General features: G+C 64.9%; 22 protein-coding genes. 15 read left to right on the forward strand and 7 right to left on the reverse strand.

Translation table 11 applies throughout. The features are described 5' to 3' along the window. Nucleotides 1-42: 42 nt before the first annotated feature. Entirely contained in the window at nucleotides 43-1,650 is a 1,608-nt protein-coding gene (locus tag EWE75_RS14625) for a putative bifunctional diguanylate cyclase/phosphodiesterase (RefSeq protein ID WP_130158763.1), read from the reverse strand. 237 nt (nucleotides 1,651-1,887) lie between these two features. Between EWE75_RS14625 and ffh the strand changes: the two genes are divergently transcribed. The 15 genes from ffh (at nucleotide 1,888) to EWE75_RS14700 (ending at nucleotide 15,836) form a co-directional block, all read left to right on the forward strand. After that, a complete protein-coding gene (gene ffh / locus EWE75_RS14630; RefSeq protein ID WP_130158765.1) occupies nucleotides 1,888-3,402 on the forward strand; it encodes a signal recognition particle protein in 1,515 nt (504 codons plus the stop codon). Between the two features lie 80 nt (nucleotides 3,403-3,482). Next, nucleotides 3,483-3,902, forward strand: a complete 420-nt coding sequence (rpsP, locus tag EWE75_RS14635) for a 30S ribosomal protein S16 (protein ID WP_130158767.1) — start codon at nucleotides 3,483-3,485, stop codon at nucleotides 3,900-3,902. Then, complete coding sequence (rimM, locus tag EWE75_RS14640; protein WP_130158769.1) at nucleotides 3,902-4,378, forward strand: ribosome maturation factor RimM; 477 nt, start codon at nucleotides 3,902-3,904, stop codon at nucleotides 4,376-4,378. The genes rpsP and rimM overlap by 1 nt, the downstream gene beginning before the upstream one ends. 32 nt (nucleotides 4,379-4,410) lie before the next feature. Beyond that, on the forward strand, nucleotides 4,411-4,698 hold the full coding sequence (locus EWE75_RS14645; RefSeq protein WP_130158771.1) for an AbrB/MazE/SpoVT family DNA-binding domain-containing protein: 288 nt from the start codon (nucleotides 4,411-4,413) through the stop codon (nucleotides 4,696-4,698). Continuing rightward, complete coding sequence (locus tag EWE75_RS14650; protein WP_130158849.1) at nucleotides 4,695-5,069, forward strand: type II toxin-antitoxin system VapC family toxin; 375 nt, start codon at nucleotides 4,695-4,697, stop codon at nucleotides 5,067-5,069. The genes EWE75_RS14645 and EWE75_RS14650 overlap by 4 nt, the downstream gene beginning before the upstream one ends. Beyond that, nucleotides 5,066-5,797 (forward strand): tRNA (guanosine(37)-N1)-methyltransferase TrmD, encoded by a 732-nt coding sequence (gene trmD, locus EWE75_RS14655; RefSeq protein ID WP_130158773.1) that lies wholly within the window; start codon nucleotides 5,066-5,068, stop codon nucleotides 5,795-5,797. The genes EWE75_RS14650 and trmD overlap by 4 nt, the downstream gene beginning before the upstream one ends. A gap of 1 nt (nucleotide 5,798) precedes the next feature. Next, nucleotides 5,799-6,191, forward strand: coding sequence for a 50S ribosomal protein L19 (rplS, locus tag EWE75_RS14660; protein ID WP_130158775.1), 393 nt, complete (start codon nucleotides 5,799-5,801; stop codon nucleotides 6,189-6,191). 302 nt (nucleotides 6,192-6,493) lie between these two features. Further along, complete coding sequence (locus tag EWE75_RS14665) at nucleotides 6,494-7,840, forward strand: DUF418 domain-containing protein (RefSeq protein ID WP_231708362.1); 1,347 nt, start codon at nucleotides 6,494-6,496, stop codon at nucleotides 7,838-7,840. A gap of 114 nt (nucleotides 7,841-7,954) precedes the next feature. Next, nucleotides 7,955-10,120: a S9 family peptidase gene (locus EWE75_RS14670; RefSeq protein ID WP_130158853.1), complete on the forward strand. Its 2,166-nt coding sequence runs from the start codon at nucleotides 7,955-7,957 to the stop codon at nucleotides 10,118-10,120. A gap of 4 nt (nucleotides 10,121-10,124) precedes the next feature. Continuing rightward, nucleotides 10,125-10,841 (forward strand): MgtC/SapB family protein, encoded by a 717-nt coding sequence (locus tag EWE75_RS14675; protein ID WP_130158778.1) that lies wholly within the window; start codon nucleotides 10,125-10,127, stop codon nucleotides 10,839-10,841. A gap of 61 nt (nucleotides 10,842-10,902) precedes the next feature. Continuing rightward, nucleotides 10,903-11,931 carry an aspartate-semialdehyde dehydrogenase gene (locus tag EWE75_RS14680; RefSeq protein WP_130158780.1) on the forward strand — a complete coding sequence of 343 codons (1,029 nt, stop codon included), beginning with the start codon at nucleotides 10,903-10,905 and terminating at the stop codon, nucleotides 11,929-11,931. A gap of 41 nt (nucleotides 11,932-11,972) precedes the next feature. Beyond that, nucleotides 11,973-12,773: a hypothetical protein gene (locus tag EWE75_RS14685; RefSeq protein ID WP_130158782.1), complete on the forward strand. Its 801-nt coding sequence runs from the start codon at nucleotides 11,973-11,975 to the stop codon at nucleotides 12,771-12,773. Further along, nucleotides 12,770-13,219: a GFA family protein gene (locus EWE75_RS14690; protein ID WP_130158784.1), complete on the forward strand. Its 450-nt coding sequence runs from the start codon at nucleotides 12,770-12,772 to the stop codon at nucleotides 13,217-13,219. The genes EWE75_RS14685 and EWE75_RS14690 overlap by 4 nt, the downstream gene beginning before the upstream one ends. Continuing rightward, nucleotides 13,200-13,961 (forward strand): alpha/beta fold hydrolase, encoded by a 762-nt coding sequence (locus tag EWE75_RS14695; RefSeq protein ID WP_130158786.1) that lies wholly within the window; start codon nucleotides 13,200-13,202, stop codon nucleotides 13,959-13,961. The genes EWE75_RS14690 and EWE75_RS14695 overlap by 20 nt, the downstream gene beginning before the upstream one ends. Before the next feature lie 57 nt (nucleotides 13,962-14,018). After that, nucleotides 14,019-15,836 carry a M2 family metallopeptidase gene (locus EWE75_RS14700; protein ID WP_130158788.1) on the forward strand — a complete coding sequence of 606 codons (1,818 nt, stop codon included), beginning with the start codon at nucleotides 14,019-14,021 and terminating at the stop codon, nucleotides 15,834-15,836. A 33-nt stretch (nucleotides 15,837-15,869) separates the two neighbouring features. Here the strand turns inward: EWE75_RS14700 and EWE75_RS14705 are convergent, their stop codons facing one another. The 6 genes from EWE75_RS14705 to EWE75_RS14730 form a co-directional block, all read right to left on the reverse strand. Beyond that, nucleotides 15,870-16,280 (reverse strand): GFA family protein, encoded by a 411-nt coding sequence (locus EWE75_RS14705; RefSeq protein WP_130158791.1) that lies wholly within the window; start codon nucleotides 16,278-16,280, stop codon nucleotides 15,870-15,872. A gap of 57 nt (nucleotides 16,281-16,337) precedes the next feature. Next, nucleotides 16,338-16,976, reverse strand: a complete 639-nt coding sequence (locus tag EWE75_RS14710; protein ID WP_231708363.1) for a DUF6975 family protein — start codon at nucleotides 16,974-16,976, stop codon at nucleotides 16,338-16,340. A gap of 186 nt (nucleotides 16,977-17,162) precedes the next feature. Continuing rightward, nucleotides 17,163-19,193 (reverse strand): RNA polymerase sigma factor RpoD, encoded by a 2,031-nt coding sequence (gene rpoD, locus EWE75_RS14715; RefSeq protein WP_130158795.1) that lies wholly within the window; start codon nucleotides 19,191-19,193, stop codon nucleotides 17,163-17,165. Further along, the gene (gene dnaG / locus EWE75_RS14720) at nucleotides 19,193-21,094 is read right to left on the reverse strand and encodes a DNA primase (protein WP_130158797.1); all 1,902 of its coding nucleotides are present in this window, start codon (nucleotides 21,092-21,094) and stop codon (nucleotides 19,193-19,195) included. Before dnaG ends, rpoD begins: the two co-directional genes overlap by 1 nt. Nucleotides 21,095-21,163: 69 nt before the next feature. Continuing rightward, entirely contained in the window at nucleotides 21,164-21,550 is a 387-nt protein-coding gene (locus tag EWE75_RS14725; protein ID WP_130158799.1) for an endonuclease domain-containing protein, read from the reverse strand. 49 nt (nucleotides 21,551-21,599) lie between these two features. Further along, nucleotides 21,600-22,052, reverse strand: a complete 453-nt coding sequence (locus EWE75_RS14730) for a GatB/YqeY domain-containing protein (RefSeq protein ID WP_130158801.1) — start codon at nucleotides 22,050-22,052, stop codon at nucleotides 21,600-21,602. Nucleotides 22,053-22,168: the final 116 nt, after the last annotated feature.

A 22,168-nucleotide genomic window follows, 5' to 3' on the forward strand; every position in this document is an offset into this window, starting at 1 on the left:
TCATGCGCGGTGATCTAGGGACGGGCGCGGCGGATGTCCATTCTAGCCGATCGCGCGGTGTGGGTTGGCGATCGTTGGGCCGGGCTGGCGCAGCAGGCCGCGCTGTGCGAGCAGGCGGCGGGTGTTGGCGATGCTGGCGGGCTGCGCATAGAGCTGGCCTTGCCCGCGCGTGTAGCCGAGCGCGCGCAGCCGTTCCCCGGTCTCGGCGGTTTCGATGCCGACTGCGGTGATCGGCAGGTTGAAGCATTCGCCGAGGCGGGCGACGGCGTTGATCATCACGGCATGATCGGGCGTAGTGTCGAGTGCGGTGACGAAGCTGCGGCTGAGCTTGACCCGGTCGAACGCTGCGGCATGGAGATGCGCAAGGCTGGCGAAACCGCTGCCGAAATCATCGAGCACCAGCCGCACGCCCTGATTCTTGAGGCTGGCGAGGATCGACTGGGCGAGCGCGAGGTTGTCGAACAGCGCGGTTTCGGTCACTTCGATCTCGAGCCGACCGGGTGGGAAGCGCACTTCGGTCAGCACCTTAATGATCTTCTGCGCGAGCCAGGCGTCCTGCAACTGGCACGGTGAGAGGTTGACCGACAGCGTCAGCCCGGCGTCCCAATCGCGCGCGGCGAGGAAGGCCTGTCGCATCACCGAAAACGACAGATCGCCGATCAACCCGGTGCGCTCGGCGACGGGCAAGAAGACGGCGGGGGCGACCATGCCGTCGGGCGTGTCCCAGCGCGCCAGCACTTCGAAGCCACGCAGGCCGCCGGTAGCGAGATCGATCTGCTGTTCGAAATAGGGGACGATGTCCTGCCGGGCGATTGCGCCGCGCAGGCGGGTCTCAAGCAGGGCACGGGCCGCTTCCTCGCGTTCCAACGCCTGATCGAACCAGGCGTAGCGGTTGCGGCCAGCGTGTTTGGCGGCGTGGAGCGCGGAGTCGGCGCCGCGCATCAGTGCCTCGAAGCTGGCGCAGCCATTGTCAGAGCGGGCGATGCCGACCGAGGCGCTGATCGCGAGTGCCAGCCCCTCGCATTTGAAGGGTTGGGCGAACTTGCTGATCGTGCGCTCGACGACGCGCTCGACCGTGGCGGGATGGCCGGAATCGAACAGGAAGCCGCAGGCGAATGCGTCACTGCCGATCCGTGCCAGCACCGCGCCGCTCGGCATGATGCGGGTGATCTCGGCGGCGGCGAGGCGGAGCACGGCGTCGCCGGTGGCGTGGCCGTGGCGATCGTTGATCGCCTTGAAGTGATCGATGTCGATCATCATCAGGGCCATCGCCTTGTGGCGGCGGCGTGCGCCGACGAACAGTGTCGCGCCTTCCTCGGTGAGGCTGCGCCGGTTGAGGACGCCGGTCAGCGGATCGCGCGCGGCGAGGTGGTGTGCGCGGTCTCCGGCGCGGGTGTGAGCCGCGACCTCGCTGCTCAGTTCGCGGTGGCGGCGCCAGCCGAACAGGATCAGCGCGACGTTGAGCAGCAGCGCGATCATCAACCAGCGATCGGCCGGCCGATCCGAGCGATGCGCGTCGAACGCCAGCGACAGCGCGGCGCCGGCGGTGCAGACGAACAGCACGATCGCGGTGACCGTGATGGCGCCGATCCACAGATCCTGGCGTGGCGGGAGCGTGACCTCCGATCCGTCGTCGTGTCCAGAACCCATTGCCAACGCCTTACAAACCCGATCAACGGACTATGTCGTTCGAGCCGTGTATTTCGCGTTAAGCCCCGGCGGGTTGCGAGATGCGCGCGAAGTCGCTAAAGCGCGCTTCGATCGTGTCCCCATCGGGATTCGTGAAAGGCTTGCCCCACGGGGCTACGCCGGCCGACGAGGTTTCGTCCGCCGGCGTCTTTTGCGTTTTTTCGTAGGGCGATAGCGTTCGAAGTGGAAGGTTTGACGATGTTCGAGAGCCTCAGCGACCGTCTTGGCGGTGTGTTCGATCGGTTGCGCGGCCGCGGGTCGCTGACCGAGGCGGACGTGCGCGCCGCGATGCGCGAGGTGCGCGTCGCGCTGCTCGAAGCCGACGTCGCGCTGCCGGTGGCGCGCGAGTTCGTCGACAAGGCGACCGAGCAGGCGATCGGCCAGCAAGTTTTGCGTTCGGTCACGCCGGGTCAGCAGGTCGTCAAGATCGTCAACGACGCCTTGGTGGCGATGCTGGGCGGCGATGGCGACGGTAGCGCGGCCGAGCTTGAACTCGGCGTCACGCCGCCGGCCGTCATCATGATGGTAGGCCTGCAAGGCTCGGGCAAGACGACGACCACTGCCAAGATCGCGCGGCGGCTGTCGGGCGGGCAGGGCGGCCGCGAGCGCAAGAAGGTGCTGATGGCGTCGCTCGACGTCAATCGCCCGAACGCGCAGGAACAGCTTGCCACGCTGGGCACGCAGACCGAGGTGGCGACGCTGCCCATCGTGCCGGGCCAGCAGCCGGTCGATATCGCGCGGCGCGCGCTTCAGGCGGCGAAGCTGCAGGGCTATGACGTGCTGATGCTCGATACGGCGGGCCGCCTGCATGTCGATCAGGCGCTGATGGATGAGATGCGCGCCGTCGCTGATGTCGCACGTCCGGCGGAAATCCTGCTCGTCGTCGATGCGCTCACCGGCCAGGACGCGGTCAACGTGGCGACCAGCTTCTCGCAGCAGGTGCCGCTGACCGGCGTGGTGCTGACCCGCATGGACGGCGATGCGCGCGGTGGTGCGGCGCTGTCGATGCGCGCCGTCACCGGCAAGCCGATCAAGTTCGCCGGCACCGGCGAGAAGATGGATGCGCTCGAAGCCTTCCATCCGAGCCGGGTCGCGGGCCGCATCCTCGGCATGGGCGACGTGGTCAGCCTGGTCGAGCGCGCCGCCGAGACGATCCAGCAGGAAGATGCCGAGAAGATCGCGGCGCGGCTCGCCAAGGGCCAGTTCGATCTCAACGATCTTCGCGCGCAGCTCCAGCAGATGCGCAAGATGGGCGGCCTCGGCGCGCTCGCGGGCATGCTGCCGGGGCTGAAGAAGGCGCAGAGCGCGGTTCAGCAGGTCGGCGGCGACAAGGTGCTGATCCACATGGACGCGATGATCGGTTCGATGACCGAGAAGGAGCGCGCCAAGCCCGAACTGCTCAACGCCAAGCGCAAGATCCGCGTCGCCAAGGGCTCGGGGACGACCGTGCAGGACGTCAACAAGCTGCTCAAGATGCATCAGGAAATGGCCGGCGCCATGAAGAAGATCCGCAAGATGGGCGGGTTGAAGGGCATGGCGGCGATGTTCGGCAAGGGCGGCATGGGCGGTGGCGGCATGGGTGGCCTCGGTGGGGCTGGCATGCCGGATATCGGCAGCCTGATCGGCGGCAACTCGGGCGGGCTGCCTGGGCTTGGCGGTGGTCAGGCCAAGCTGCCGCCGGGGTTCGAGAATTTGATGAACAAGAAGAAGTAATCGTCGCCGCGGCGACCTCAACGAAACGGCCCCGGCCTTCGCCGGGGCGACAGAAGATAAGAAGAAGGAAGTAGTTCAAGATGGCACTCAGCATTCGTCTGTCGCGTGGCGGCTCCAAGAAGCGTCCCTATTACCGCATCGTCGTGGCGGACGCGCGTTCGCCGCGTGATGGCAAGTTCATCGAGAAGATCGGCACCTACAATCCGCTGCTCGCCAAGGATGACGAGAAGCGCATCATTCTCGACGCCGAGCGCGCGAAGCACTGGCTCGGCAACGGCGCGCAGCCGACCGACCGCGTCGCGCGCTTCCTCGACGTGACGGGCGTGAAGGAGCGTGCCGTCCGCAACAACCCGAACAAGGGCAAGCCGGGCGAGAAGGCGACCGAACGCGCCGAGGAACGCGCCACCAAGCTCGCCGAAGCCGAGGAAGCCGCCAAGGCCGCCGCTGCTGCGCCGGCTGAGGAAGCCCCGGCCGCCGAAGAGGCTTCGGCCGAGGCATAATGTTGGCAGATCGCCCCGTTACGCTCGCCGTCATCATCGGCGCGCATGGCGTGACGGGGGAAGTGCGGCTCAAGGTCTTCACCGAGGATCTGGCGCGCTACAAGGTGCTCAATGGTGGCGCGCTGACGCTCAAGTCGGCACGCCCGGGCGGCAACGGCACGATCGCGCGCTTCGCCGAAGTGACTGATCGCAACGCTGCCGAGGCACTGCGCGGCACCGAATTGACGGTGCCGCGTTCGGCTTTGCCGCCGCTCGAGCCGGGCGAATATTATCATTCCGACCTGATCGGCCTCGCCGCCGTCTCAACGATGGGCGAGCCGCTGGGGCATGTCGTGCTGATCGAAGATTTCGGCGCGGGCGACGTGATAGAGATCGAACGTGAAGGCGGCCAGCGCTTCATGGTGCCGATGAACGCCGACGCGGTGCCCGAATGGGACGGCGAGCGGGTGGTGATTGACGGGGCGTTCGTGGTTTAGTATATACGTGGAGTGTATACGGAGCTGCGGCGATGAGCGAGGACTATAAAGCCAAGGTGTTCAAGTCGGGCAATTCGCTCGCACTGCGCTTGCCCAAGGCGCTTGGCCTTGAAGAAGGCGCCGAGATGCGCTTGCGCGAGGAGCATGGTCGCTTCACGTTCGAACCTGCCAACGCGCCGAAGCGGAAAATCAGCGGTGAGGGTTGGATGGGAGCAATCCCTTGGCTCAAGCCGCTCACGCCCGAAGAGCGTGAGTTCGAGGATTCACCAAGGGTTTGGGATGATCCTGATTGGTCAGGCTGGCGGCCCGACAAACCATGAAATACCTGCTCGACGCTAATACTGTCATCGTGCTGCTCAGCGGTCCGCACCCGGTTCTGGCCGAGCGGGTTCGTCGATGCGACGAGGGCGATCTCGGAGTATCCGCTATCGTCTTTGCCGAGGTCGCGCTCGGCTCAACCAAGGGACGCCCGCCGCCGATGGGGGCGCTTGATGCGTTCCTGAGGGACGTTGCCTTGGTGCCGTTCGACGAAACGGCGGCGCGCGCTTATGCAACGCTGCCGTTTCGACGGGCGAGTTTCGATCGCCTGATCGCCGCGCATGCGCTGTCGCTCGGCCTGACGCTCGTGACTGCCAATGAGCGCGACTTCATGGACGTGCCGGGTCTCGTGGTGGAAAATTGGGCCAAGTGACCTTCGCCGCCACCATCCTCACGCTCTACCCGGATATGTTCCCCGGCCCGCTCGGCATGTCGTTGGCCGGGCGGGCGCTGAGCGAGGGGCGGTGGAGCCTTGATGCGCGCAACATCCGGGATTTCGCGACCGACAAACACCGCACCGTCGATGATACGCCGGCGGGCGGCGGCGCGGGGATGGTGCTCCGTGCCGACGTGCTCGCCGCTGCGATCGATAGCGTGGCGACGGGCGCCCCCCTCATAGCAATGACGCCGCGCGGGGTGCCGCTCACCCAGCGCCGCGTGCGTGACTTGGCGAGCGGCCCCGGTGTCACCATCCTGTGCGGTCGGTTCGAGGGGTTCGACGAGCGGATCTTCGCGGCGCGCGGCATCGAAGAGGTGTCGATCGGCGACTATATCCTGTCGGGCGGGGAGATGGGGGCGCTGGTGCTGCTCGACGCTTGCATTCGCCTGCTTCCCGGCGTAATGGGCGCGCCTTCCAGCGGAGATGACGAGAGCTTCGAAAGCGGCCTTCTCGAATATCCGCATTATACCCGACCTAATGAATGGGAAGGGCGCACGATCCCCGAAGTGCTGCGATCGGGGGATCATGCGAGGATCGCGGCATGGCGAAAGCTCATGGCCGAGACCGAGACACGGCTAAGGAGGCCGGACCTTTGGGAGCGCCACGAGGGCGTTCGGGTCAAGCCTCCCTCTGGCGCGCGGCGACAGACGAAGGACGCATGAGATGAATCTCATCCAGACGATCGAAGCCGAAAACATCGCCAAGTTCCTGGCGACCAAGACGATCCCAGAATTCCGCCCCGGCGACACGCTGAAGGTCGGCGTGAAGGTGGTCGAAGGCGACCGGACCCGCGTGCAGAACTACGAAGGCGTGTGCATCGCGCGTTCGAACAAGGGCATGGGGTCTAACTTCACCGTTCGTAAGATCAGCTTTGGCGAGGGCGTCGAGCGCGTCTTCCCGCTGTATTCGCCGAACATCGACAGCATCGAAGTCGTCCGCAAGGGTGCGGTGCGTCGTGCCAAGCTCTATTACCTGCGTGGCCGCACCGGCAAGTCGGCGCGTATCGCCGAGCGCCGCGACAACCGTCCGGCCAAGGGCACCGTCGCCGCCGAATAAGCGACGACCGCAAGGTTTCAGGAAGGGCGCGGGGGCGATAGCTCCCGCGCCCTTTTTGGTGCGCGGGCGCGGTACGTTCGAGCATCGGCCCGTCACCGTCACCGTCACCGTCACCGTCACCGTCACCGTCACCGTCACCGTCACCGTCACCCCAGCGCAAGCTGAGGTCTTCCTGTGGAAACCGGAACGTCCGCCTCGGAGGGGCCCCAGCTTGCGCTGGGTGACGGGTTATGAGGCGGTGTGTTGCATTTACAGGACACATGCATTGCGGTATTCTCGTCTCGCTGAGGGGGAGAGCCGGGGTGAGCGACATACCGATGACGACGGCCGCCGAGCCGGACGGTGCGCCGCGGATTGCGGTGCTCGATATCCTGCGCGGCGTGGCGATCCTCGGCATCCTGTTCATGAACATCAACGACATGGGGCAATCACTGATCGCGTCGTTCGACGATATCCGCCATCTCGGCTGGAGTCCGACCGATCAGGCGGCGTGGTGGCTGCGCGAGGTGTTCGCCGATGGCACCGCGCGCTGCATGCTGGAGATGCTGTTCGGGGCGGGCATGGTGATCCTAACCACCCGCGCGGCGGAGGCGGCGGGGCATTTGCAGGTGTTGGGGCGCTATTATGTGCGCAACCTGATCCTCTTCGCGTTCGGTGTCGTCCATGTCTTCATCCTGCTGTGGCCGGGTGAGATCCTGCACACCTATGGCATCGCCGCGCTGATCGCCTTCCTGTTCGCGCGGCTTCCGGGCAAATGGCTTATCCTCCTTGGCCTCAACCTGGCCGCGTTCACGTTCGTCACCGGCGCGCTCGATCTCAACACCGTGATCCAGCGGCACGCCACGCTCGCGCAGGTGGCGATCAAGCAGCACAATGGCGTGCCGCTCGACGCGGATGATCGCAAGGCGATCGCGGCGCAGAAAAAGCATGAGGTCAGCAAGGCCAAGCGCGACCGGGAGATGGCCACGCGGGTCGTCGCCGAGGACACGGCCCGGCGCGGCACCGCGTTCAGTTGGGCGAAGATGCAATGGTCCATCATCATCATGATGGAGAGTTATGGGCTGGAAGCGCTGTTCGTCTGGGAAGCTGCGTCGACGATGCTGATCGGTGCCGGACTGTTCAAGCTCGGCCTGCTGCAAGGCCAGCGCTCGCGGCGGTTCTACGTGGGGATGACGGTGATCGCTTATGCGATCGGCCTGTCGCTGCGCGCGATTTCGGCGTGGCAGACGATGCGGTTCGACGATGCGCCGAAGCTCGACTGGGCGACCTCCGAACTGGCCCGGCTGGCGGTGACGCTCGGGCATATCGGCTTGATCAACCTGCTGGTGACGACGGTGTTCGGCGCGCGGCTGCTGCGGCCGTTCGTCGCGGCGGGGCGGACGGCGCTGACACTCTACATCGCGCAGACGCTGATCTGCCTGTGGCTGCTGTTCCCGCCGTTCGCTCTGGCGCTGTACGGTAAGCTGACGTGGGGGCCGCTGATGGTGGTGGCGTTCGTCATCGATGCAGTGCTGCTATGGGTCGCGAACGTCTATGTGCGGCATTATGCTATCGCGCCGGTCGAATGGGCGTGGCGCTCGCTGATCGAAGGGCGGCGTTTGCCGTGGCGCAAACCGGCCCCTTTACGCACCGCGTCCGCATCGCGATAAGGCCGTTCCCGCCTGCCGCTCGCGCAGGCGATGGCCTGAGAGATGCGGAGATGATGTTTGCGAAAAGGCGCTTTGCTCGCTGGGGTGCTGTTGTTCTCGGCGCCGGTCCCGCTCATGGCCGCTGAGCCGGTGCAACAGGCGCTGACGCTCGACCGCGTCTTCGCCAGCCCCGATCTCGCCGGGCCGCAGCCGCGTGCGCTGAGGCTGTCGCCGGACGGCACGTTGCTGACGTCGCTTCGCCCACGCGCCGATGAGAAGGACCGGCTCGATTTGTGGGCGCGCGACACCCGCACCGGCGAAGAGCGGATGCTGGTCGATTCGCGCAAGATCGGCAGCGGCGCCGAACTGTCCGAAGCCGAGAAGATGCAGCGCGAGCGCGCACGCATCGGCAGCAGCAAAGGCATCGTCGCGTATGACTGGGCGCCCGATGGCAAGACGATCCTCGTGCCGCTCGATGGCGACCTGTTTCTTGCCGGGCTCGACGGGCAGGTGCGGCGGCTGACCAACCAGCCGGGCGGGCAGCTCAACCCGACCGTATCCCCGCGCAGCGGTTACATCGGCTTCGTGCGCGACCAGAATGTGTTCGTCCAGCCGCTCGGCGGCGGCGCGGCGCATGCGGTGACGCAGGGTGGCGGCGGCACGGTGCATTGGGGCGAGGCCGAGTTCGTCGCGCAGGAGGAAATGCACCGCTTCACCGGCTATTGGTGGTCGCCCGACGAGACTCGTATCGCGATCGAGCGGTTCGACGAGGCGCCGGTCGGCGTGGTCACGCGCGCGGCGATCGGCGCGGAGGGCACCAAGGTCTATGACCAGCGCTATCCGGCGGCGGGCACGCCCAACGCGTTGGTCGATCTCTACGTGGTCGGCCTGGATGGCAAACAGGTGAAGGTCGATCTCGGCGCAAACCGCGACATCTATCTTGCCCGCGTCGACTGGACGCCCGACGGTTCGGCCTTGCTCGTCCAGCGGCAGAGCCGTGACCAGAAGACGCTCGACATGCTCAGCGTCGATCCGGCGACCGGCAAGGCGCATGTGCTGTTCACCGAGAAATCGGGCGTGCGGAGCTGGCTCAACCTGAGCGACGCGTATCGTGTGCTCAGCGACGGCAGCTTGATCTGGGCGTCGGAGCGCAGCGGCTACCGCCACCTCTATCGCTACGCACAGGGCAAATGGACCCAGCTCACCAAGGGCGACTGGGTGGTACAGGCGCTGATCGGGATCGACGAGAAGGCGGGGCGGATCACCTTCGTTGCCAACAAGGATGGCCCACTCGAACAGCATGTCTATGCGCTCGATCTCAAGCACGGCAACGCGATCACGCGGCTGACCGAGGCTGGCTGGTGGAACAGCGCGACGATGGACGGCGACGCGAGCCGCTTGATCGTCACGCGCTCAAGCCCGGATCAGCCGCCGCAGACCTACCTTGCCGATGCGGCGGGCAAGCGGCTGGCGTGGATCAACGAGAATGCCATCGTGCCGGGCCATCCCTATTACCCCTATAGCGCCGCGCACCGGAGCACGCAGTTCGGCACGATCAAGGCCGACGACGGCACGCCGCTCTATTACGAAATGATCGCGCCCAAGCTCGAGCCGGGCAAGACATATCCCGTGTTCTTCCAGCATTATGGCGGCCCCGGCACCGGCCAGCAGGTGACGCGGGCATGGGGCGGCGCGCTGCCGCAATATCTGGTGCAGCACGGCTATGTGTTCTTCCAGATCGACAATCGCGGATCGTACAATCGCGGCAAGGCGTTTGAGGACCAGATCTATCGCGCGATGGGGACGGTCGAGGTCGCGGATCAGCTTGCCGGCGCCAAGTTCATCAAGACCCAGCCGTTCGTCGATCCATCGAAGGTCGCGATCTTCGGCTGGTCCTATGGCGGCTATATGACGATCAAGATGCTCGCGGCGAACCCCGGCGTCTATGCCGCCGGCGTGTCGGGCGCGCCGGTGACCAAGTGGGAACTCTACGACACGCATTATACCGAGCGCTACATGGGCGATCCCAAGAAGGATGCCGCCGCGTATGCCGCATCCGACGCGCTCGGCGATGCCGGCAAGATCGCCGACCCGCTGATGCTGATCCACGGCATGGCCGACGACAATGTCGTGTTCGAGAATTCGACCGCGTTCGCCGCCGAAATGCAGAAGCAGAACCGGCCGTTCGAGATGATGTTCTACCCCGGCCAGACGCATAGCGCGCTTCGCTCCGAGGTCGGGCCGCATGTGCTCGGGACGATCGTCAATTTCCTGGACCGCACTGTAAAGTCCAAGCCGTAACGTCATGCGTTTCCTGACGACCTTTCATCTGTGGCCGTTTCTCGACACGGTCGTCAGTTATCTCGTCGCCTTCGTGCTCGGCACGCTGATCGGCGCCGAGCGGCAATATCGCCAGCGCACGGCAGGCTTGCGCACCAATGCGCTGGTCGCGCTGGGATCGGCAGCGTTCGTCGATCTCGGGCAGCGGCTCGGCGGGGATGTCGAGTCGATCCGCATCATTGCCTATGTCGTGTCGGGGATCGGCTTCCTCGGCGCTGGCGTCATCATGAAGGAGGGGATGAACGTCCGTGGGCTCAACACGGCGGCGACTTTGTGGTGTTCAGCGGCGGTCGGCGCGATCGCGGGCAGCGACATGATCGCGGAAGCCGCGCTGCTCGCGTTCATGGTGATTCTCGTCAACACCGTGCTGCGTCCGCTGGTCGATGCGATCAACCGCGTGCCGATCGAGGGGCGGCACGTCGAGGCGACCTACACCGTAACCATCACCACCGAGGCCGAGGCGGCCGGGCCGATGGGCGACCTGCTGACCGAGCATCTCGAAAGCGCGCAACTGCCGGTCGCCGAACTCGACGTGGTGCCGCGCGGCGAGGACCGCGTAGAGATCGTCGCCAAGCTGGTCAGCACCAATGTCGCGGCAAGCGAACTCGATGCGCTGACCGATCATCTCGCCGAGGTTCACGGCATCACCCATGCGACCTGGCAAGCGCGCACGCACGATTAGCAAAGTCGATGGACGCTGCCGCGCAATGACGCTACGGGCACGGCCCGAATTGGAGAATATCATGGGTTATCGGATCGTCGTCGCAGGCGCCACGGGCAATGTCGGGCGCGAAATGCTGAACATTCTGGCGGAGCGCGAGTTTCCGGCGGACGAGATCGCCGTCGTCGCATCCTCGCGCAGCCAGGGCGACGAAGTCGATTTCGGTGAGACCGGCAAGAAGCTCAAGGTCCAGAACATCGACAATTTCGATCCGACCGGCTGGGACATGGCGCTGTTCGCGATCGGTTCGGAAGCGACCAAGATCCACGCGCCACGCTTCGCGGCGGCGGGCTGCACGGTGATCGACAATTCGTCGCTCTACCGGATGGACCCGGACGTGCCGCTGATCGTGCCCGAGGTGAACCCCGAAGCGATCGCCGGGTATCGCGTCAAGAACATCATCGCCAACCCGAACTGCTCGACCGCGCAGATGGTGGTCGCGCTCAAGCCGCTGCACGACGCCGCCACCATCAAGCGCGTCGTCGTCGCGACCTACCAGTCGGTGTCGGGTGCGGGCAAGGCTGGCATGGACGAACTGTTCGAGCAGAGCCGCAACATCTTCGTCGGCGACAGTGCCGAAGCGAAGAAATTCACCAAGCAGATCGCGTTCAACGTGATCCCGCACATCGACAGCTTCCTCGACGACGGATCGACCAAGGAAGAGTGGAAGATGGTGGTCGAGACCAAGAAGATCCTCGACAAGAAGATCAAGGTCCACGCGACTTGCGTGCGCGTGCCGGTGTTCGTCGGCCATTCCGAAGCGATCAACATCGAGTTCGAGCGCGAGATTTCGGCCGAGGAGGCGCAGAACATCCTGCGCGAAGCACCCGGCATCATGCTGGTCGATAAGCGCGAGGATGGCGGTTACGTCACCCCGGTCGAGTGCGTCGGCGAATATGCCACCTTCATCAGCCGCGTCCGCGAAGACCCCACCGTGGAGAACGGCCTGTCGCTGTGGTGCGTGAGCGACAATCTCCGCAAGGGGGCAGCGTTGAACGCGGTGCAGATCGCAGAGTTGCTGGGGCGGCGGCATTTGCAGAAGGCGGATTGAGATGACTTGAGGTGATGATGCCTTGATGGCATCATCACCTTATGGCGGATCTTTTTCTCGAATTGGACGATGACCTGATCGAGCGCTTAACTGGCGAAGCAGATGCCGCCGGGATAAATGTTGAGGATTACGCTCGAAAACTACTTTACCAGAATGCCCCGATTTTTTGCCATGACGTCACACTGGCGGGCGCGTCTGAGCAACCCTTAAGCGACGATCCGTTGTGTAGGGGCGCGGAGATCGAAATTGAGGCACGCCGACTGGGATATGATCTCGGCTGGCGCTTTATCATGTGCCCGCAAGCGAACATGGCCACCGCGAAATTGCTGTTCGTGACGCTCAATCCGGGCGGGAAAGAACGTCATGGCCCGTCTTGGTCGCAAGAGTTGGGCAGCGCCTACAGAGTCGAGGCATGGAACGGCTGCGAGCCGGGAAAGGCTAGGCTTCAGCAACAGGTCCAGGCCCTGTTTACCTTGCTCGACGTTTGTGACGACGAGGTTTTTAGCGCGAACTACGTTCCGTTTCGTAGCCCGAGTTGGGACGCTCTCCCGCACCGGAATGCCGCGTTGAGGTTCTCGGACCGGCTCTGGCGATCCATATATCCCAAGATATCGTTCGATATCATCGTTTGTATGGGAAAGGAGCAGCCAGCCAAACCGCTGGCCAGCCTGTGCGGAGCGCAATTCGAGAGCAGTCATTTGGTTGGATGGGGGGCGGTCACTGCGGACCGCTACCGCCTCGCCGATGGGCGAAAGCTGATCGCGCTGCCGCACCTCAGCCGCTTCTCAATTTTTGATAGAGAAAAGAGTATCGATCGACTTCGGGAGGTGTTCGAGCTGTGACGGAAACCCTCACCGGCGGCTGCCAGTGCGGTCGCATCCGCTACGCGGTCGCGATCGACGATGACGATGCGTATCTGTGCCATTGCCGTATGTGTCAGCGCGCGACCGGGGGCGTGTCGATCGCGTTCAAGGGCGTTCGGATCGCCGACGTCGAATGGACGACGCAGCCGCCCGAGCGGTTCCGATCCTCGCCGATCGCCGAGCGCGGGTTTTGCCGCGAATGCGGCACGCCGTTGACGTTCGAGTTCCTCAAGCCTGGCGAGACGATGGACCTGACCGTCGGCAGCTTCGACGAGCCCGGCCGGTTCGTGCCGCGCCATCACTTCGGCGTAGAGAGCCTGCACGAAGCATGGATCGACACGCACGCCTTGCCGCGGATAAGGAGCGAGGATAACCCCTCGACCTCAGACCGTTGGATGGACGCGCTTGGCAAGCTCCCCGATTGAACCGCAGTTTTTCGATAGTTTCGATGGCACCCGCATCGCGTGGCGCGAGCTAGGCGAGGGTAGGCCGGTCGTCCTGATCCACGGCTATTTTTCCGACGCGTTCACCAACTGGATACGCTACGGCCATGCCGCGCTGATCGCATCGCGCGGGTTCCGCGTCATCATGCCCGATCTGCGCGCGCACGGCAGCAGCGCCAAGCCGCACGATGCCGCCAGCTATCCGCCCGATGTGCTGATGCACGACGGCTTCGCGCTGATCGAACATCTCGGCCTCACCGAATATGATCTTGCCGGCTATTCGCTCGGCGGGCGAACGACGGTGCGGATGCTCGCCAATGGCGCGACGCCACGGCGGGCGGTGCTGTCTGGGATGGGCTATCAGGGGATCGTGCATACTGCCGGGCGGGGCAGCTATTTCCGCCATGTGCTGACCAACCTCGGCAGCTTCACGCGTGGCAGCAACGAGTGGCTGACCGAGGCTTTCCTCAAGACCACCAAGGGCGACCCGCAAGCGCTGCTGCGCATTCTCGACACGTTCGTCGATACGCCGGCCGAGGCGGTCGCCGCGATCACCACGCCGACTCTGGTGCTGACCGGGGTCGATGACGACGACAATGGGTCTGGCGCGGAACTGGCCGAGGCGCTGGTCGATGGCACCTTCCGGGAGATCCCCGGCAACCACATGAGCGCGGTGGTGAAGCCCGAACTTGGCCGGGAAATCGCCGACTTTCTCGCGGCTTGACCTGATCGCCGCTGCGGCACAGTTTGCCGCATCGAGACAAGACCAAAGGGGCATTCCATGATCCGCACCGGTATCTCCACCGTCGCGCTGGCGCTTGCGCTCGCGGCGGCCCCAGCGCTGGCCCAGACCGCCGCGCCGACGACCCCTGCACAGGCCGATGCCTTCGTCGCCGATGCCGAAAAGGTGCTCGGCGATTTCTCGGTGCCGGTCCAGCAGGCGACGTGGATCAACGAGACCTATATCACCGACGATACCGACGCGATCGCCGCGCGCTTTGGTGCCGAGAGCACCGAGATGCAGGTGAAATATGCGCTTGGCGCGGCACGGTTCGCGACGCTGCCGGGGCTGTCCTTTGACACCAAGCGCAAGCTCGATCTGCTGCGTGGCGGGCTGACTCTGCCGGCGCCGACCACGCCCGGCGCGGCGAGCGAACTCGCGACGATCGTCACGCGCATGTCGTCCGAATACGGCAAGGGCAAGGGCACGCTCGACGGCAAGCCGATCAACGGCAGCGATATCGAAGCGGCGATGGGCACCACGCGCGACCCGGCCAAGCTCAAGGAGATGTGGGTTAGCTGGCACGGTCAGGTCGGCGCGCCGATGCGGAAGGATTATGCGCGGCAGGTGGTGATCGCCAACCAGGGTGCGAAGCAGCTCGGTTTCGCCGACACCGGCGCGCTGTGGCGTGCGGGCTACGACATGACGCCGGACCAGTTCGCCACGCTCACCGATACGCTGTGGAAGCAGGTCGAGCCGCTGTATCTGGCGCTGCACACCTATGTCCGCTGGAAGCTCAACGAGAAATACGGCGACGCGGTGCAGGCCAAGACCGGGCCGATCCGCGCCGATCTGCTCGGCAATATGTGGGCGCAGGAATGGGGCAATATCTATGATGTCGTCGCGCCCAAGGGGGCGGGCGATCTCGGTTTCGATGTCGGCGATCTGCTCAAGGCCAAGGGCTATGATCCGGTGCGGATGTTCAAGACGGGGGAGGGGTTCTACACCTCGCTCGGCTTCAAGCCGCTGCCCGAGAGTTTCTGGAAGCGCTCGCAGATCGTCAAGCCGGCCGACCGCGAGGTGATCTGCCACGCGTCGGCATGGGATCTCGACAACAAGGACGACCTGCGCATCAAGATGTGTACCAAGGTCAATTCGGACGACTTCACCACCATCCACCACGAGATGGGGCATAATTTCTACCAGCGCGCCTATAACACCAAGCCGTTCCTCTACGAGAATGGCGCCAACGACGGCTTCCACGAAGCGATCGGTGATTTCATCGCGCTGTCGATCACGCCCGATTATCTCGTCAAGATCGGCCTGCTCGATCCGGCCAAGGTGCCGACGCCGGACAAGGATATCGGCCTGCTGCTGCGGCAAGCGATGGACAAGGTCGCCTTCCTGCCGTTCGGGCTGCTGATCGACAAATGGCGCTGGGGTGTGTTCTCGGGCGCGATTCCCGAGAGCCAGTATGAGAAGGGCTGGAACGACTTGCGGCTGAAGTATCAGGGCATCGTGCCGCCGGTCGCGCGCGACGAGACCAAGTTCGATCCGGGTGCGAAATTCCATGTGCCGGCGAGCGTGCCGTATACGCGCTACTTCCTCGCCCGGCTGCTCCAGTTCCAGTTCTACCAGGCGGCGTGCAAGCAGGCGGGCTGGACCGGGCCGCTGCACCGCTGCTCGTTCTACGGCAACAAGGAGGTCGGTGCGAAGTTGAATACGATGCTGGCGATGGGCCAGTCGAAGCCGTGGCCTGAGGCGCTACAGGCGTTCACCGGCAGCCGTGAGATGTCGGGGCAGGCGATGGTCGATTATTTCGCGCCGTTGAAGGTGTGGCTCGACGCGCAGAACAAGGGCAAGCCGAGCGGCTGGTGATGGCTTCCCCGGCGCAGGCCGGGCAGGACGGCGTTACGCGACCGGCGGCGGCTGCTTTTCCACCTGCGGCAGCGCTGGATCGAAATGCGCCCATATCGGCGCTTCGCTGGTCCAGATCGTAGCGCCGGGGCCGATCAGATCGGGGTCGTCGAGCGAGCCGGCGCGCACGAATATCAGGTGCGGGCGGGCGTCGGTGGTGCTGAACAGCGGCGTGCCGCATTCGGCGCAGAAGCCGCGACGGAGTGTGTTGCCGCTATCGGCGGTATCGGTGCGCCAGCGCGGATCGCCGGTGATCGCCACGCCTTCGCTCGAGAAGGCGACGTTGACGGTGCCGCTGCCGGCACCGAGATATTGGCACAGTCGGCACCAGCAGGCGCGCGCCGCGATCGGCTCGCCGGGAATTTCATAGCGTATCGCGCCGCACAGGCATCCGCCTTTGGTCATCGTGTCCCCCTTGGTCCGCCCGAGGATAGAGGGCGTGCGCGCGGTCGCGCAAGCCGCTCAGCAATGGTGGTTGCGGGCGCTGGCGCGGGCTTCGAGCAGGCTCCACAGCCCGCGATGCTGGGCGAAGACCTGTTGCGCACCGAAGGCGATGGCGCGCTGGGTCGCGGGCGAGTCGCTGGCGGTCGCGACGAAGGCGGCGAGATCGGCGCGGTCGGGCAGTTCGGATGGCGGCACCGCGATGCCGAACCGCAAGGCGGCTGCATCGAGCACAATGCGGATCGCCTGCCAGTCGATCACGAGCGCGATGGCGGTGCCGATCGCGCAGCCCTTGCGATCCGAGCGGGCGAGCATGTCGAAGGTGTGGCGCTGGTTGGTGAAAGCGGCGTCTGCTTCGGCCTGGCCGGGCGTCGACGGCAAGGGACCGACGGCGGCGGTGAGATGCGCGAGATAGGCGCGTTCGTCGGTGAAGGCGGTGGTGATGCGGTCGAACCAGTCGGCGGTCTGCTGGTCGCTTTGGAGCGCGACGCCCTCGAACAGATAGCGGCCGTGGATGGTGCAGACCGCGTGGACCGCATCCGCGACGTCGCGCTTGTCGGCGTTCGGCGCTGCGAGCGCGGCGATGCGGGGATGGGCGGCGCTACCGTCGGCGGTGGCCAACGCGGCGAGCATCTGCCAGGCATCACCGGCTGGTTTCATCGATGGTGCCTCGAACGCCATGTAATCGGTGTGCCTTTTCGAACCGTTGCCGGTATGCTCGATATGGGGTTAGCCGAGACGGTTTATACGAAGCGCGTAAAGACGTGGTGTAGATCGGCTTAACCGTATTTCGATCAGCCGGTTATGTCGTTGCCGCCGCGCCGGTCGCCCGGCGCGGCGTGAGACTTACTGGTCGAGGAACGAGCGCATCTTGCGGCTGCGGCTCGGGTGCTTGAGTTTGCGGAGCGCCTTTGCCTCGATCTGGCGGATGCGTTCGCGGGTCACGCTGAACTGCTGGCCGACTTCCTCAAGCGTGTGATCGGTGTTCATGCCGATGCCGAAACGCATGCGCAGCACGCGTTCCTCGCGCGGGGTGAGGCTCGCCAGCACGCGGGTGACGGTTTCCTTGAGGTTAGCCTGAATCGCGGCATCGACCGGGATGATCGCGTTCTTGTCCTCGATGAAATCGCCGAGGTGCGAATCTTCCTCGTCGCCGATCGGCGTTTCGAGGGAGATCGGCTCCTTGGCGATCTTCATCACCTTGCGGACCTTCTCGAGCGGCATGCTCAGGCGCTCGGCCATTTCCTCGGGCGTGGGCTCACGGCCCTGCTCGTGGAGGAACTGGCGGCTGGTGCGGACCAGCTTGTTGATCGTCTCGATCATGTGGACCGGGATGCGGATCGTGCGCGCCTGATCGGCGATCGAGCGCGTGATCGCCTGCCTGATCCACCAGGTCGCATAGGTGCTGAACTTATAGCCGCGGCGATATTCGAACTTATCGACCGCCTTCATCAGCCCGATATTGCCCTCCTGGATGAGATCCAAGAACTGCAGGCCGCGATTGGTGTATTTCTTGGCGATCGAGATGACGAGCCGCAGGTTCGCCTCGACCATCTCCTTCTTGGCGATACGCGCCTCGCGCTCGCCCTTCTGCACCATGTTGACGATGCGGCGGAACTCGCCGAGCGCCATGCCGGTCTGCTGGCTGATCTCGGAAATTTCGAGGCGGATGCGGTCGGCGGCTTCGGTCTCGTTCAGGACGAACGCGGCCCACTTCTTGTCGACCTTGGCCGCGCTCGACGGGAATGCCTCGTCGAGTTCGTGGCCGATGTAGCGATCGAGGAAGTCCTTGCGGCTGACCTTGTGACGCTCGGCGAGGCGCAGCATCTGGCCGCCCAGCGCGGTGAGGCGCCGGTTGAACGAATAGAGCTGATCGACGAGATATTCGATCTTGGCGTTGTGGAACTGAACGCTCTCAACCTCGGCGGTGAGTTCCTCGCGCAGCTTCTGGTACTTGCGCTCCTCGGCCATCGACAGCTCGCCGCCGGCGCCCATCTGGTCGAGGCGCTGCTGCTGCATCTTCGAGAATTTCTTGTAGATCGCCGTGATGTTGGCGAACCGTTCGAGCGCGATCGGCTTGAGCTGCTCCTCCATCTGCGCGAGGCTGAGGGTATTGTCCTCTTCCTCGTCGTCGGAGGCGCGCGGCGTGCGCCGCTCGGTCATCGAATCTTCGTCCTCGTCGGCGGACGCCTCTTCGGGTTCCTCCTCTTCCTTGAACGACGGGCCGGCGGTCTTCTCTGAAATTTCAGCATCCCCGCCCGTATCGTCGTCGGAAAGGCTTTCCGGCGCGGGGTCCTTGGAGAGCATCGCGTCGAGATCGAGGATCTCGCGGAGCTGCATCGTGCCCTCGTTGAGCGCGGTCGACCAGTCGATGATGGCGTTGAAGGTGATCGGGCTTTCGCACAGGCCGAGGATCATGGTGTCGCGACCGGCCTCGATCCGCTTGGCGATGGCGATCTCGCCCTCGCGGCTGAGCAGCTCGACCGCACCCATCTCGCGCAGGTACATGCGGACGGGATCGTCGGTACGATCGACGATCTCCTTCTTCTTCACGTCGAGATTGGGTGCGCTTTCCTCCGCCGTATCGGCGGGCTCGGCCTCATCCTCGGGCTGCTCCTCGGTGTCGCCCTCTTCGCCCTGCTCGTCATTCTCGACGATGTTGATGCCCATCTCGCTCAGCGCGGAGGAAATGTCCTCGATCTGGTCGGACGACATCTCGCCCTGGGGCAGCGCCTCATTGAGCTGATCGTAGGTGATGTAGCCGCGCTTCTTCGCGCGTGCGATCACCTTCTTGATGTTCGCATCGTTGAGGTCAATCAGCGGCGCATCGCCACCCTCGTTGGTGTCCGAAACGTCCGCCATATCGGTCTTCGCCATTAACTGCCCTCAGATTTAAAAGCTCTGGCGTCTTCGTTCGCTTGCACGAGATTTGCAAGCCGCGACTCCAAAGCGTTACATTCATTAACTAACGATCGTTGCCGATCGAACGCCTCGGCGGTGAAATGAGTCATCATCGCCGCCGTCGCCTCGTTCAAAGCGGCCACTACCTCCGGCCTCGCGACCAAGATCGCGATGGTCTCATCGAGATCGGCGCGGGCTCGTTCGGGATCGGCATCTTTCTCGGTAAACGAGCATTGCGGCTGATCTGCCCTAAACAACTCGCCGACCGTCTGATCGAAGCCTGATGCGGCCAATATGGTGAGCAGGCGCGCGCTATCAAGCGTATGATCGTTGATCGCCAGATCGATGATCTTGTCGAACAGTTGGTTCAATGAAGGCTCGGCCGGGCGCAGCAGGCCGAGGACATCGATATGCCGCGCGATTTCGGCAGGGTGACGGATGAGGCCGGCGAGGATGAGCTTGATATGCGTGGAATCGACGCCAAGCGACTGCGCTGCCTTGGTTTCCGCGCGGATTGGGCCAATCGGCAGTTTCCACGGCTGACCGTTGCGGCGACCGGAGCCGCCAGCGCCCCCGCCGCCGGGCGCGCGCGGCGCGAACGGTACGAAGGCGCTGCGCTGCGGGCGGAACATCTCGTCGAAGCGGCGGCGGAAGTCGGCGAGATATTCGTGCTTCACGTCGCTGTCGGCGATGCTGTTGGCGAGCTCGGTAAAGCGCGCCTTGAGGCCGGCCTTCTGCTCGGGCGTGGCGGTGGGTTCGGCGGCGAGCTCGTGCGCCCATAGCCGGTCGACCAAAGGCTGTGTCTGGCGGAGCAGCGCCTCGAACGCGGCCGGGCCTTTGGCGCGGACCAGATCGTCCGGGTCTTGCCCCTGCGGCAGCGTGACGAAGGCGAGGCTGCGGCCCGGCGTGAGCATCGGCAGCGCGCGGTGGGCGGCGCGGATCGCGGCTTTCTGCCCGGCGCTGTCGCCGTCGAAGCACAGGATCGGCACGTCGCTGATCCGCCACAGCCGTTCGAGCTGCGGTTCGGTGAGCGCGGTGCCGAGCGGGGCGACGGCCTCGCCGAAGCCGGCCTGGGCGAGCGCGATCACGTCCATATAGCCCTCGACCACCAGCACGCGGTTGGCCTTGCGCGCGGCGGGCGCGGCCTTGTCGAGATTGTAGAGCGTGCGGCCCTTGTCGAACAGCGGGGTCTCGGGCGAGTTGAGGTACTTGGGCTCGCCGTCGCCGATGATGCGACCGCCGAACGCGATGGCTCGACCACGCTGGTCGCGGATCGGGATCATCAGCCGGCCACGGAAGCGGTCGTAGGGGTCTTTGCCTTCCACTGAGATCAGCAGTCCGGCTTCGACCAGCATCGGATCGCCATAGTCTTTGAGCGCTGTCTTGAGCTTCCCGCGTGAGTCGGGCGCGAAGCCGAGGCCGAAGTCGCGCGCGGTTTCCGGGCGGATGCCGCGCTTCTCCAGCACGGCGCGCGCCTCGGCGCCGGCGAGGCCGTGGAGTTGTTCGGTGAACCACGCGGCGGCGTCACCGCAAGCTTCGTGCAGGCCCTTGGCGGCCTCGGCACGTTCAGCGGCGCGCGCGTCCATCGCCGGCAGTTCCATGCCGGCGGCTTGGGCGAGTTCCTTGACCGCATCCATGAAGGGGAGGCCGCGCTGGTCGGTCAGCCAGCGAATCGCGTCGCCGTGCGCCGAGCAGCCGAAGCAATGGTAGAAGCCCTTGTCGTCGTTGACGTAAAAGCTCGGCGTCTTCTCATTATGGAACGGGCAGCACGCGCGATGCTCGCGCCCGGCCTTCTGGAGCTTGGTCGTGCGGCCGATCAGCGCCGACAGAAGCGTGCGCGAGCGCAGCTCGTCGAGAAAGGCAGGGGAAAGACTCACCGCGCGATTCTAGCACGGTTATTGCCAGAAAGGGGGAGGGATTTGCAAGGGGGAGTTTGGGCGCGCGCTTTAACTCCCCTCCCGCTCGCGGGAGGGGTCGGGGGAGGGCATGTCCGCAAGCGCGCGCTGTATGGTGTACGCAACGCCCTCAAGGTTCTGCATCACCTCGTTGTTCCAGAAGCGGATGACGCGGTAGCCCTGTGCTTCGAGGTAGCGCGTTCGTTGCGCGTCGGCGTCGTGGTTAGCATCGTGCTGGCCGCCATCGACTTCGATGATGAGCTTTGCGCTGCGTGAGACGAAATCGCAGATGAATGGGCCGATTGGAACTTGGCGGTTGAAGCGGACGCCTGCGAGCTTGCGGGCGCTTAGGATCGACCACAAGCGCCGTTCCGCGTCTGTCGCATTGGCGCGCAATTCGCGAGCGCGGATGGTTGGTCTGGTGTAGGCTTTGTCCAACAGGCCCTCCCCCAGCCCCTCCCGCAAGCGGGAGGGGAGTGTGTTGCGCTTAACTCAGCGCAGCCTTCACCAGCCCGCTCGCCTTGCTCATGTCGAGCGTTTGCGCGTGGCGGGCCTTCAGTTCGGCCATCACGCGGCCCATGTCCTTCATGCCTGACGCACCCAGCTCCGCCTTGATCGCCTCGATCGCGGCTGACGTCTCGGCTTCGCTCATCTGTTGCGGCAGGAAGCGTTCGATCACCGCGATCTCCGCGCTTTCGGCGTCGGCGAGTTCCTGGCGGCCGCCCTTTACGAACATCTCGATCGATTCGCGGCGCTGCTTGACCATCTTCTGGAGCACCTCGACCACGAGCGCGTCGTCGCTGTCGGGGGCCTTGCCGGTGCGGGCTTCGATGTCGCGGTTCTTGATCGCCGACTGGACGAGGCGGAGCGTGGCGGTGTCGGCTTTCTCGCCTGCTTTCATCGCGGTGATGAGCGCCGCCTTGATGTCGTCCCTGATCATTGTCACATCCCTTGTGTTGAGAGCGGGCCGGCACCGCACATCGAAACACGCCGCTTACCCCAACCGGCGCGGCGATAACAGATTGACGCTGCCGCCTGCGGGTTCTAGCTGCCGCG

Origin of the sequence: Sphingomonas populi (assembly GCF_004208535.1) — a bacterium.
Classification (GTDB): domain Bacteria; phylum Pseudomonadota; class Alphaproteobacteria; order Sphingomonadales; family Sphingomonadaceae; genus Sphingomonas; species Sphingomonas populi.